13 protein-coding genes are annotated in these 13,136 nt (G+C 42.2%); 12 read left to right on the top strand and 1 reads right to left on the bottom strand.

Annotation, left to right across the window (positions count from 1 at the left end; all coding sequences use genetic code 11):
- Positions 1-436: 436 nt before the first annotated feature.
- From lspA to DAHG_RS14585, 4 genes are read left to right on the top strand one after another with little or no spacing between them, the layout of a single operon-like run.
- Positions 437-901: a signal peptidase II gene (gene lspA, locus DAHG_RS14570; protein WP_022939084.1), complete on the top strand. Its 465-nt coding sequence runs from the start codon at positions 437-439 to the stop codon at positions 899-901.
- Positions 898-1,815, top strand: a complete 918-nt coding sequence (locus tag DAHG_RS14575; RefSeq protein ID WP_022939085.1) for an RluA family pseudouridine synthase — start codon at positions 898-900, stop codon at positions 1,813-1,815. Before lspA ends, DAHG_RS14575 begins: the two co-directional genes overlap by 4 nt.
- Positions 1,815-3,131: a rhomboid family intramembrane serine protease gene (locus DAHG_RS14580; protein WP_022939086.1), complete on the top strand. Its 1,317-nt coding sequence runs from the start codon at positions 1,815-1,817 to the stop codon at positions 3,129-3,131. The genes DAHG_RS14575 and DAHG_RS14580 overlap by 1 nt, the downstream gene beginning before the upstream one ends.
- Entirely contained in the window at positions 3,118-3,603 is a 486-nt protein-coding gene (locus DAHG_RS14585; protein WP_022939087.1) for a deoxycytidylate deaminase, read from the top strand. Before DAHG_RS14580 ends, DAHG_RS14585 begins: the two co-directional genes overlap by 14 nt.
- 25 nt (positions 3,604-3,628) lie before the next feature.
- Here the strand turns inward: DAHG_RS14585 and rnhC are convergent, their stop codons facing one another.
- Entirely contained in the window at positions 3,629-4,510 is an 882-nt protein-coding gene (gene rnhC / locus DAHG_RS14590) for a ribonuclease HIII (protein ID WP_022939088.1), read from the bottom strand.
- Between the two features lie 183 nt (positions 4,511-4,693).
- On the opposite strand from rnhC, the gene DAHG_RS14595 reads away from it, so the two are divergent.
- From DAHG_RS14595 to DAHG_RS14630, 8 genes are all read left to right on the top strand, one after another.
- Positions 4,694-5,254 (top strand): CvpA family protein, encoded by a 561-nt coding sequence (locus DAHG_RS14595; protein ID WP_261797472.1) that lies wholly within the window; start codon positions 4,694-4,696, stop codon positions 5,252-5,254.
- Positions 5,255-5,262: 8 nt separating this feature from the next.
- Entirely contained in the window at positions 5,263-7,578 is a 2,316-nt protein-coding gene (locus DAHG_RS14600; protein WP_022939090.1) for an endonuclease MutS2, read from the top strand.
- A 2-nt stretch (positions 7,579-7,580) separates the two neighbouring features.
- A complete protein-coding gene (gene uvrC / locus DAHG_RS14605; protein WP_022939091.1) occupies positions 7,581-9,362 on the top strand; it encodes an excinuclease ABC subunit UvrC in 1,782 nt (593 codons plus the stop codon).
- 36 nt (positions 9,363-9,398) lie between these two features.
- Complete coding sequence (locus DAHG_RS14610) at positions 9,399-9,602, top strand: helix-turn-helix domain-containing protein (protein WP_022939092.1); 204 nt, start codon at positions 9,399-9,401, stop codon at positions 9,600-9,602.
- A 98-nt stretch (positions 9,603-9,700) separates the two neighbouring features.
- Entirely contained in the window at positions 9,701-10,732 is a 1,032-nt protein-coding gene (locus DAHG_RS14615; protein WP_022939093.1) for a D-alanyl-D-alanine carboxypeptidase family protein, read from the top strand.
- Entirely contained in the window at positions 10,732-11,493 is a 762-nt protein-coding gene (murI, locus tag DAHG_RS14620; RefSeq protein ID WP_022939094.1) for a glutamate racemase, read from the top strand. The genes DAHG_RS14615 and murI overlap by 1 nt, the downstream gene beginning before the upstream one ends.
- A gap of 86 nt (positions 11,494-11,579) precedes the next feature.
- Positions 11,580-12,071, top strand: a complete 492-nt coding sequence (locus DAHG_RS14625) for a hypothetical protein (RefSeq protein WP_022939095.1) — start codon at positions 11,580-11,582, stop codon at positions 12,069-12,071.
- Positions 12,072-12,149: 78 nt separating this feature from the next.
- A complete protein-coding gene (locus tag DAHG_RS14630; protein WP_084744605.1) occupies positions 12,150-13,127 on the top strand; it encodes a GerMN domain-containing protein in 978 nt (325 codons plus the stop codon).
- The last annotated feature ends 9 nt before the right edge of the window (positions 13,128-13,136 follow it).

Genomic DNA, 13,136 nt, shown 5'->3' on the forward strand with positions numbered 1-13,136 from the left:
AAGAGAATATCGAGTGTTCGTAAAAGAAAAGCAAACGCAAACAGAGCAATGGGCAGCGATTGGTAAGAAGATAGGAAAAGCGAGTATTAAAGAATGTCAGCTAACCGCCATATTAGCATTATTCAGATAACATAAAATTCAATGAATCAAGGGAAATAGACCCAAACTAGAAGAAAAGGCTGTTTACTTGATGGAAATCATTGAACTGATAAAAAGAGTTCCTGTATGGATTTGCTCGGGTATGACTCCAATACCGTTAGGTAGAAAGAGAGAGACATTGAAATACAGGAAGGAACAGCGCCGCGAGAAAGGCAGCTAGGTGTCATCTTTGATGGCATGATTTCCTGAATTTATTGATGAAGGAAATAATTTTCTTGTTATAATGATAGGCATGGTTTAAAATAAGAACTAGAAGTTTTGAAATGGAGTGACTTGAATGAATAAGAAACACGGAATTTTAGCATTGGCTCTGATCGCACTGGATCAGATTACCAAGCTGATTGTGGCAAATACGATGGAATATGGTCAAAGCATCCCGGTGCTGGGTAAGTTTTTTGAATTAACTTATGTCCATAATACGGGGGCTGCATGGAGTATGCTGGAAGGCAAAATGATGTTCTTTTATCTGATTTCGATTGCAGCGCTGCTGGTGCTTGGCTATTTTTATTTCAAAACCAGCAATGCCGAGAAGCTGACAAAGCTGGGGTTAGTAATGATGATGGCGGGTACAATCGGCAATTTTATTGACCGCTTGGCTTATCAGTATGTAATTGATTTCTTGGATTTTGTGATCTTTGGCTATGATTTCCCAGTGTTTAATGTTGCCGATTCGGTTTTATGTATCGGTGTTTTATTGATTTTGTTTGATGTTTTTCTGGAAAGTAGAGGATTAAAAAAATGAAACATAGCGAATGGCGTGTGGTCGCGGAAGATGTGAATGAGCGTATTGATAAGGTTGCTGCGAAATATGAGGCGGAACTGACGCGCAGCCGTCTTCAGACATTGATTGATGAGGGATCTTTGCTGGTCAATGGCAAACCGGTTAAAAATAACTATAAGGTAAAGCTCGATGATTTTATTGAGCTGGATTTTATTGATGATGCGGAATTAGACGCTCCGGCGGAAAATCTGAATCTGGATATTGTTTATGAAGACAGCGATGTTATTGTGATCAATAAGCCGCGGGGGATGGTGGTTCATCCATCGGCTGGCAATCAGCATGGCACTTTGGTCAACGGCCTGCTTTATCATTGCACCGATCTTTCTGGAATCAACGGTGTTTTGCGGCCGGGAATTGTGCACCGCATCGATAAGGATACAACGGGCCTTTTAATTGTCGCAAAAAATGATAAAGCCCATCTTTCTCTTGCTGATCAGCTGAAAGATAAAACGGTGAATCGTCTTTATTACGCGTTGGTGCATGGCGTAATGGAGCATGATTACGGAACGATTGACGCGCCGATCGGCCGGGATGTTAAGGATCGTCAGAAGATGGCGGTTACCGCGGTCAATTCAAAACATGCTGTGACGCACTTTAAGGTTGTTGAACGGTTTAAAAACTATACGCTGGTGGAATGCCGCTTGGAAACGGGACGCACTCATCAGATTCGTGTTCATATGCAATATATCAAGCATCCGGTGGTGGGTGATCAGAAGTATTCATATCGTAAGACGATGGATTGCGGCGGTCAGCTGCTTCATGCCCATACGCTCACGTTTGTTCACCCGTCAACCGGTGAGAGTGTGACGGTTCATGCGCCGCTGCCGCCGGATTTTCAGAATATTTTAGATACGATTCGAAAGGAGGAGATGTAATGCAATATCGTGACAGTGACGTTACTTGCATGCAGCTGCTGACTTTTTTAGTCACTCACTATAATTATCAGATTGTCACCCTCAGACAAAATCAGTCCAATGATTTCTGGCTTGCAAATCCGCTGAATAAGGAATATCCAGTGATTCGTCTATGCGGTGATGTGAGCACGGAGCTGTATTCTCAGGATACCTATCTAAAAAGTGTTCATCAGGTTATTTTAAGTGCAGTTGGTGCGCAAGGGCTGCTTTTAATTTTAAATACCAACGAATTATCTGCGGCTGCTGAAAATGAATATGCCAAGCAATATGTCGTATTGCCTGATCAAATAATGGATGAAATACTGATAAAGGCCTTTCCGGGTATTGAATCGGTATGTCATAAGGTAGAAAATAATCAGGAAGAATTCTTAAAATGTACGAAAAGGCTTGAGAAGAAAGCGATGAATGAAGCCCGTCAGCGGCGTAAGATTCCGGTAAAGGACTTGCCGAAGCTGACAATGGTACTTATCGGTATCTGTGTCGCCGTATTCATTTTAGTAAATCTGTTATCCTTGATGAATGGCGAACTGACTAGTGCTGCGATTTTCCTTGGCGCTTACTATAAGATGTCTGTTGTCTCCAATTTTGAATATTGGCGGCTGCTGAGTGCCGGCTTTGTCCATGCGGATATTTTCCATTTATTAATGAATATGATGGCTTTGTTTAATCTAGGGTTTTATTGTGAAAAACGTTATACCAAGAAACAGTTCCTGTTGATTTTGCTTGCATCAATCGTGGCTGGCAATCTGTTTGTCTTTATCGGTGATGCCAATATTGCCGGGCTGGGGATCAGCGGCGGTTTGTTTGGTCTTTTGGGTGCTTATATCGTATCGCTTTGCGCCGATGGTTCAATCAAGAATCGGATGGTACGGGTGAATTTAACCTCGACGATCATGATGAATGTCTTTATTTCATTGCTGCCGAATATTTCCTTAATGGCGCATCTTGGCGGCTTTATCGTGGGCGGTATTCTGGCCTTTATCATGATTGATGTTAAGCGCTGGAAAACCTTGCGCATGCATACGCGAAATGCTTTTATCCTGCTGATAGTTGGCCTCTGTCTGTTAGTGCCGAGAGTTCAGCGGATTGATCCGTTCTATCCGATGACGGACGCGATTTTAATTACTACGGCCCAGAAACTGAATCTTAATGGTTATGCCGAGTTGATGAAACATAATTTCATCAAAACGGCTGAAAGTCAGAATGAATCAGCTTATGAACCGAGCTTAAATGCTGCCTTGAAGCAGCTTCAGGAGGCTAAACATGAAAAGAACTGATGTTTTATCTTGGGATGACTATTTTATGGGATTGGCTCATCTCTCCGCTAAACGGTCAAAAGATCCTTCCACACAGGTAGGCGCTGCGATTGTTTCTGAAGAGCATCGGGTCGTTGGCATTGGCTACAATGGCTTTCCAAGCGGCTGTGATGATGATGTTTATCCATGGGAGCGCGAGGGTGATTTTGGTGATACAAAGTATCCTTATGTTGTTCACGCGGAGCTGAATGCGATTCTTAACAGCAATCAGCTGTGCCGCGGCTGTACAATCTATGTCTCACTCTTTCCATGCAATGAATGCGCGAAAGCAATTATTCAAAGCGGCATCAAACGGGTCGTGTACGAGTGTGATAAATACGCGGATACCGATGCGGTTAAAGCCAGTAAGCGGATGTTTTTATCGGCAGGTGTCGAATTGAAACAGCTCGATCACGATGTGCGGCTGAACGTCGAAATCATTCATCATGACTAAAAAAAGCAGGTTGCGGCCTGCTTTTCTAACGTTTAATTTTATCGGTATTCTTAAAGTGAAGCTTAGCGGCATTCATCAAGCCTTGCTCGCCATGCAGTTCATAAAACTGCTGAATCGGCTCTTCAGTGGCAGGCCCGGCGCCTTTTGGCAGCTTGAAGGAATAATGCTCACTGAGGGTATCCATCGCCTTTAAAAATGCGAAGCGGGCAATGATGGAGCCGCAGGCAACTGCCGGATATTTATTTTCGGCCTTGGTTTCAAAAGTGATGCCGCGTACAATTTCACGTTCATTTTTTAAATAACGGTAATAGCTGGCTTCCGGTGTGAATTGGTCAATCACTGATAAAGCAGGGAGCTGGCCAAGCTTGTTTCGCAGATGCAGATAAGCCTGATTATGCAGTTTGGCTTTGATGCAGTTTAAATTTTGCGTCTGATGTACCTGATTGTATTTGTAATTATCAAGAATCAATAATGAATAGGGGATTTCGGCCATCAGCTTGGGCGCGATTTTTAAAATCTGTTCATCACTTAGCTGTTTGCTGTCTTGAATGCCTAATGACTGCATGAGCGAAGCGTGGCTGGCATCAACATAGGCGGCGCAGACACAGACCGGGCCAAAATAATCACCGGTGCCGACCTCATCACTGCCGGCCTGCGGATAACCATTAAGCTCAGCGGCGTGTTGAAGAGGTGGCTGAGAAAGTGTTTTAGGCTCAAAAAGGGCGGCCATTTCTTCCGCGTCCCGGCCCTGAAATACAACCTTCTTTGAATCATAGGCGGTTATCGTACAGCCGTCGAGTTTAAGCTGGTATTGGGCGTAGGCCGGCGTCTTTACAGCCTTGCTTCGATATGTTTCAAACAGGGTGTCAATCTGTTTTTGGTTTAATGTTAAAGAAACGGTATTCATAAATTCACCTCGCTCTCCATTTTAACATTGTTTGCATTAAAAAGACAGATGCATTATTATTATAGGGTAAGCAGGTGAAGGAATGATTATAAATAGTCAATATGCAATATTTTTTGATTTGATACTGATTGCAGTTTTGGGAATACTGATCATAGATGGATATCGAAAAGGTTTTTTTATAAGATACTGAGCTGTCTTTCTTTCTTTTTGGTGCTTTTTATCTGTTGGCGGATAACCCCGGCGATCGCTGATGTGTTTGCGGTTTTCCCAAAGGAATTAGCGCCGTATGCCAAAACCAATCTGGCGGCATTTTTCTATGGTTATGCCAATCGGGCGCTGATTTTTGTTTTATTGACCGCCGCTTTTATGCTTTTGCTTTTGGTTTTGCGGCCATTAAGCAAGCTGTTTCAGAAGATGCCGGTGATTTCAACAATCAATGCGGTGCTGGGCATGGCGTTTGGACTTGTGCAGGGAATGCTGGTCGTTTTGATTGTTTATTTTGTTTTAAATACTCCCTTAGTCAGCAACAGCAAGGAATTTATTTCCGCGTCTTTGATTCGCTATGCGAAGCCATTCAATGATGAAGTTGTTTTATTGGCTGGCGATGTGCTGAATGATTATCAAATGATTGAAAAGGGAGAGAATGCTGATACTAAATCGCTCCAGGAATTTAAAGTCTGGCTTGCGGCGAAAGGCATCAGTGACAGTGATCTTGCTGAATTTATTTTATCAGCAGTGAATTAGGAGGAATTATGAAAGAGAGTTATGAAGCGTTAGAGCTTGAACATATTAAACGGGAGATTTCCCGTTATTGCGCGTTTTCATTAGGTGTCCATGAAATCATGAACGCGAAGCCGTATTTTGACAGTCTGCATGTCAAGCGTGAGCTTAGACGCAGCCGGGAAGCAATTCGCTGTACGATTCAATATGGTACGATGCCACTTGGCGGTGTCCATGATCTAAGGGAGGCACTGAACGGCGCTAAAAAAGGCTTGAGCTTATCTGCTCAGCAGCTGCGTCAGTGTGCGGATCAGGTGCGCTGCGCGCAGGCGGCACAAAATTATATGAAGAATTTTGATCAGGATGTTGAGGCATTGCTGGAACTGAGTGATGCTTTAAATCTGCCATTATCAATGGCCGAGGCGATTGAAAAATGTATTTCGGTGAACTATGAGGTTATGGACAGCGCGAGCGCCCAGCTGAAATCAATTCGTAAAACGATTAAAGCATGTGAGGCGGATGTCAATACGGCGGTACAGAATTTTATTCAAAACAATAGCGCTAAATTGATGGATACGATTACTACAACGCGCAATGACCGTATCTGCGTCTTAGTGAAGATCAGTGAAAAGAATTCAGTCAAGGGTTTTATTCACGGTGAGAGTGCTTCCGGTCAGACTGCTTATATTGAGCCGGAAAGTCTGATTCACGCAAACAATAAGCTGCAGAGCGCACGCAGTGCTGAACAGGAAGAGATTGAACGTATCTTGCAGCAGCTTTCTTCACTTGTGAAAAAGGAAAGTGATGCACTGATCAGCAATTGTGAGACCTTTGGTTTATTAGATGCTATTTTTGCGAAAGCCCGCTGGGCGAAGGAGAATGATTCCTGTGTTGCTGAAATTGATGATAAAGCACAGCGTCTATATTTGAAAAAAGCACGGCATCCATTGATTGATCCTAAAAAAGTCATTGCAAATACATATGAAATTGTCTTGCCCAAACGAATCCTGTTGATTACCGGTTCTAATACCGGCGGTAAAACAGTAACCCTGAAGACATTAGGCTTATTTGTGCTGATGAGCATGTGCGGTTTTCCAATTCCCTGTGAGGAAGCGGTTATGCCGTTATATGATGGTATTTTTGTGGATATTGGTGATGAACAGTCAATTGAACAGTCTTTATCCACTTTTTCGGCGCATTTATCGAAGCTGGCTGCCATCTGTGACCATGCGACGGATCGCTCGCTGATCCTGCTGGATGAGCTGGGTTCCGGCACAGACCCAAAGGAAGGGGAAGCATTGGCAATCGCCATTCTTGATTATCTGCGGACTAAAAACGCCATGGTAGTTGCTACGACCCATTATTCACAATTAAAGGCTTATGGCGCCCGCTGGGATGAAGTGCTTTTATCCAGTGTTGAGTTTGATATGGAAAAGATGCAGCCGACCTATCGCTATATCGAGGGTTTAAGCGGAAAGTCAAATGCTTTTGAAATTGCCCGCCGTTTTGGCTTAAACAATAAAATTTTAACCCAGGCCGCCCAAATCAAGGAAGCAAACAAAACTGAACAGGAGCGCAGTGTGGAACGGTTGGAGGATACGATTCAGCAGAATATGTCGATTCAGAGTCATCTTGAAGAGGAGCTGAAAACGCTGCGTGCTGAACAAGAAGCCTTTGATAAGGCAAAAGAAAAGTTTGAGGCTGAGCGTGAGAAAATTATCGAAGATGCGAAAGAGAAAGCTTTCTTCCTTGTGGAGGAAGCGCGTGAGGAAAGTGAAGCGATCATTCAGGAGCTGAAGGACAGCAAAGCGGCTAAACCTCATGAATTATTAGCGATCCGCAAAAAGCTTGACAGTGTAGTACCTGAAAGTGAACCGATCGCAGAGGATGAAAATCATGTCTATGCGGTCGGTGATTATGTGCAGATCAAAAAATATAATTATTATGGTGAAGTTCAGGAGGTCAGCGGTAAATACATTCATGTATTGGCGAATGGACTGAAAATGAAGCTGAAGCCGGAGGAATTATTGCCAGCTAAAAAACAAAAGGTGAAAAAGCCGAAGTCTTCTTATGCGAAATCACTGCGTTCATCAATTTCACTTGAATGCAATGTGATTGGCCTGTATGTCGATGAGGCATTGGCAGTCATTGATAAATATCTGGATAATGCGGTGTTAGCGAATGTGTCCAATGTACGTCTTGTTCATGGCGTTGGTACCGGGGCTTTGCGGAATGCCATTCATGCCTATTTGAAAAAGAATCCAAGAGTGGCGGAGTTTCGCATGGGCGGTCAGGGTGAAGGCGGTTTAGGCGCTACCGTGGTAACGCTGAAAACCAAGGGGAAATAATCATGCCCAGTGAATTGATTAAAAATAAACTCGCGCTGCTGCCGGCTGAGCCAGGCTGTTATTTAATGAAGGATATCAATGGTGAAGTCATCTATGTAGGTAAAGCGATTAAACTGAAAAACCGGGTAAAATCCTATTTTGTCGGTGCTCATAACTATAAGACAACGAAACTGGTCTCTAATATTGTCGATTTTGAATATATTGTAACAGGTTCTGAAAAGGAAGCGCTGCTGCTTGAATTTAACTTGATTAAGAAATACGCGCCGCGTTTTAATATCATGTTTATGGATGATAAGAGTTATCCTTACATCAAATTATCGAAGGAAAAGCTGCCGACATTAAAGGTAGTTCGCAATACGGCTGATAAAAAAGCGGAATATTTTGGGCCGTTTCCTGATTCAGGTGCGGCATATCATACGATTAATCTGCTGAATCAGCTTTACCCTTTGCGAAAATGTAAGAAAATGCCTAAAAAAGAATGCCTTTATTATCATATTCATCAATGTCTAGGTCCTTGTATCAATGAGATTGATGAACATGTCTATCAGGAGATGGTCAACGGCATCAAACGATTTCTGCGCGGTGATGTCAATGATTTGCTTACTCAGCTGAAAAAAGAAATGAATGAGGCCAGTGAAGCGCTGCAGTTTGAGAAGGCACAGGAAAAGCTGGAGCTGATCCGTTCCATTGAACATGTAACGGCGAAGCAGCAGGTACAGTTTAAAGATAAGAAAGACCGTGATGTTTTTGGTTATTATGTGGATAAAGGCTATATCAGTATTCAGGGCTTTTTTCTGCGTTCAGGAAAAATCCTTGAAAGAGCGCTGGCTATTCATCCAATTGTCGATGATCCGCAGGCGATGTTTACTTCCTTTATTATGCAGTATTATGGAAAAAATCCATTGCCGGCAGAGATTTTGCTGCCTTCCGCTCTTGATGTGACTTTGCTGGAACAGGCGTTGGATACCAAAATCGTTCAGCCGATTAAAGGTGATAAGCTGAAGCTGGTGGATATGGTTATCGCGAATGCCCGTGATTCGCATCATCAGAAATTTGAATTGGCAAGCCGTGAAGAAAATAAGAAGGAAGAAGCAATGTATGCGTTGTCTTCTATCTTTCATAAACGGATCACTTCTATTGAGATGGTCGATAACTCACATATCTCCGGTGCTTTTAATGTTTCCGGCTTTATTGTGTTTAAGGATGGCGAGCCCTCGAAGAAAGATTACCGCCTCTATCGTTTGGGACCGTATGTCAGCGATCTTGATTCAATGAAAGAGGTCATTTACCGCCGCTATTTCCGAATCCTCAAAGAGAAAAGTCCGTGCAGTGACCTGCTGATTGTCGATGGCGGCTGGCAGCAGATTGAGGCGGCTAAGGAAATTCTTTCGGAATTTGAAATTGATATCACTTTAGCTGGCTTAGTTAAGGATGATCGTCACCGCACAAGCAATTTGATGGACAGTGACGGCAATATCATCGATATTAAAAAAGACAGTGCGCTTTTCTTTCTGCTGACTCAGATGCAGGATGAGGTCCATCGTTTTGCTATCAGCTATCATCGCAAGCTGCGCAGCAAGGCGATGACAAAATCGGTGCTTGATGATGTGGAGGGCATCGGTGAGGTGCGGAAAAAAGAAATCTGGAAGCGTTTCAAATCATTAAAGAATTTAAAAGCTGCCACTGTGGAAGAGCTTGCTGAGGTAGTGCCGCAGCAGGTTGCTCAAAATGTTTTTGAGGTTCTTCATGCAAGTAACACTGACAAAAATGAATCTGATGCATAGGATAGAGTGTCGGAACTAGGAGGGTTACTTACGCAAATGGTCTGTACGAAACGTGAGGCTGAAGTTTTTAATTATCTGATTCAAAACTACAGCACCAAGGAAATTGCCGCGTTGATGGGAATCAGTGATAAGACCGTAAGAAATCACATATCCAATGTGATCTTAAAGTTAAATGTGTCTTCACGTACTCAGGCAATGCTTGAATTGATACGGTTAAATCAATTAAAAATCGACGGTTAAACATGGGCCTTTTCAATAAGGCCCTTATTTACGCAAAGGCTGACTGATTTTCTGTTTAGTTTCTTTTAGTTGTGCTATAATACTGTGGAGGTGATTTTATGAAAACCAAAAGAGCTATCTTTATAGGTAGTTTAATTGTTCTTTTCATATGCTGTTACAGTATAATGAACAAGCATTTTGATCCGCTTGCGAGATATAAATATGCAGATAATGATAATCGGGATTTGATTATTAGTTATTTAAGCAGTGAGGATATTAATTATCTGATTGACCGTCAGCTGCTGCCTGAGGAATTTATGCCGTATTTTGGGATTTCGGATTTTAATATCCGCTATACGGTTTATTATAATATAGCCAAGGCAGCCAGACCTGCTGATGCACAGACGATCGTTGATTTTGTCAATAAATATCTTGATGTGACGTTTAATCATGATAATCTTGAACCTTTGGTGAGAAATTATTCTTATGAGCTGATGAGTGATTTCTTTGAACATGGGGATCGTTATGCCGAGAATGAGGGTTTGTTGATTGATCCAAGCGCCCTGACGGCTAAAATCATTGAAGGGAAAACGCTTTATCGTTATCAGCCGGATGATTTGGTTGATATTGTGAATGTCCCAAGTGTCAACGCATATAGTGAAAATGAACCCATTCAGGTGCGTAAGGAGCCTGCATCAGCGCTATCCTCATTGTGTGCGGCGGCGACTGAGCTGAACGGCAAAACTTGCGGCAATATGATTCTGGTCGGCGGTTTTGTATCGTATGAGGAGCAGGTTGAGCTCTATGAACAGGCGCTGCTTCATTATGGCTATGATGAGGTTGATCAGCATATCTTTAAGCCTGGACATTTTGAAAATCAGCTTGGCTATACCGTTGAACTGCAGCTGGCAAAGGTTGAGGTTGAGAAAGCAGAGGCGAAAGAGGCGACCGCCGATGATGCTGAGGCAGAAAATAAAAAGCAGGAAAATGAACAAATTGCCTGGCTGAAGAAACATATTGCTGAATATGGTTTTGTGTTCCGTTATCCCGAGGATGTGAATGAAAAAGGACATCTTGTTCTGCGGTATGTCGGAGTTGAAAAGGCAAAGGAAATGACAGAGAAGGGTCTAAGACTAGAGGATATAGGATAATGAATAAAAAAATTGGTATCTGTGATTCGGGATTAGGGGGCATTCAGGTAATGAAGGCATTGATGGATGCCAATCCTAAGGTTGATTTTATGTTTATCGGCGATCAGCTGCATGCACCTTATGGCGCCTTATCTAAAGCCGAATTGTTTAAATATGGCGCTAAAATGATTCATGAATTTCAAAAGCGGGGAATCGAGGAAGTGGTTATCGCCTGCAATACGCTATGTGCCAATGTGTTTGATGATTTGTGTCAGGCCTTTCCTAAGATGCAGTTAAAGGGTGTGCTGCAGCCGACTGTTGATCAATTAGCAGGTGAAGATGTGCATGCGGTCTTAGTTATGGCAACCGCTAAAACTATCTCGGCGCATGCTTTTGAGAAAGCTATCCATCAGCTTGATGAGACATGTCAGGTGTATGAGCTTGCCTGTCCGGCCTTAGTTCCGCTGATTGAAAACGGCGATGATCAGGCGGCATTATATGCGGCAGCGGCTGATTATGTGACACCTTATAAGGGAAAGGTTGACGCCGTGATTTTAGGCTGTACCCACTTTCCTTTGATCGCTGATGAAGTAAAGCGGCTGTTAAATGTAAAGCTCTACGATTCCAACCAAGCGGCAGTCAATATGCTGACATTGCCTAAGGGGGAAGCAAAAGGTCAGGTTGTGGTTTGCACAACGAAAGATGCAGCCTTGATGAAGCGTCAGATCAAAGCGATTATAAATGAAGACTTAGCTGTTCAAAAGATTGATTTTGAAGACTAAGTCTTTTTTTTGCCATTAGCTTTTAAACGTGATATCATGATAAAATAAAAAATTGATACAAAGCCAGAGAAAAGAGAGGATTGCCGATGAATAAACTGAAACGCTTATGGGGGCTGATTCCAATCACCGCATTTCTAATCATAAAATTAATACTCATGATGATTGAACAAATGTTCGGTTTAGTGTTAAGAGATCTTCCGTCTTTGTTTTTGTTTGTGTTTTTAATTATATCTATCTTGATTTTAATCTTTTATTTCTATCAGCAGATGAGTATGCATATACGGGGTAAATTTGCCAACTCTGTAGTTTTATTGCTTTGTTTCTTCTTAGCTTTGGTGAACTTGATCAGCGGTATGATTCAGGGAGCCTTTGCTTATCATTCAGATAAAATTGTGATTGAGAATGGGATCGTGATGGTAGCCAGAGATACCTCATACTTGAATTTTGGCATGGAATACTATGAATATAAAAATGCTGTTTTCAGAGGCAAACAAATGCTGAAGCAGATAAGTAATAAAACTTATTGGCTTTATGATAAAGACGGCAAATTAGTTGAAACCAGCACTTATAATCAATGAGTGATATGAAAACCATGCTTTTGAGATAAAATTAGATACTATTTCACTTTATTCCCGCATAGGATGGATTGAGGTGAAATGATGAACCGAAAGCTCCAAATCGCATATATATTCAGCGCTTTTGCTGTCTTAAGCTACCTTTCAGTAAAAACCATACCGATTGCGCAGCATCCGGATACACAGAGTGTAATGGCACCGGCAGCTGTTGATTCGCTGCTGATTGTTCAAAGAGATCAGGATGGGATTCTGATACCGTTAAATGTTGAATTAAACAGCTTGATGAGTGAACCTGAAAAAATGCAGAAAATGATTGAACTTATGAGCAGCGATGTAGATAATAGTGTGTTTGAATCGGTACTGCCTGCCAGTGCCGCTTTAAATGAGGCTGTCATCAGTGATCGTCATGTCAATCTTGATTTTAATGAGGGATTTCTGGCCTATGACGCGAAGGATGAATTAGCGATTGTAGAATCACTGGTTTGGGCGGCTACTCAATTCGATGATATTGATACGGTATCCATCAGTGTCAACGGCAATGCGTTGAATCAGATGCCTTTAAAAGGAACGCCGCTGAGTGAAAATCTTGACCGTCGGTTAGGGTTCAATAATTTTGAAAGTGCTACAGCGACTCTGCATGATTCACATAACCTGAACATTTATTATGTTAAGGAGATTAACGGCACTGAATATTATGTGCCAAAATCCAGACGGATCAACGGCGGCAGTCTGGATGTTAATGATGTCATTGAAACAATTCTTTCCGATATCAGTGTTACATCGACGTTAGCACAGCCATTAGCATTAGAACGTGTGACAATGAGTGAGCCAGTGGAGATCGATGTAGATACTTTAGTTATTCATTTGGATAATTCGATATTGAGCGAGGAAGCTATAGGTAAGGAAGAAGCCTTAAATACACTGGTTCTTTCTATTCATGAGGTATTGGGCTTTGACAACATTTCAATTCTTGTAGATGGCGTACCGGTGAATGCTTCCGGCAGCAATGAAGAACATATTCAGGTAAGTTCTATCGAAGTTAATCGAATTAAGCTTTAAAATTGCTGA

Origin of the sequence: Dielma fastidiosa, from assembly GCF_000313565.1 — a bacterium.
Lineage (GTDB): Bacteria > Bacillota_I > Bacilli_A > Erysipelotrichales > Erysipelotrichaceae > Dielma > Dielma fastidiosa.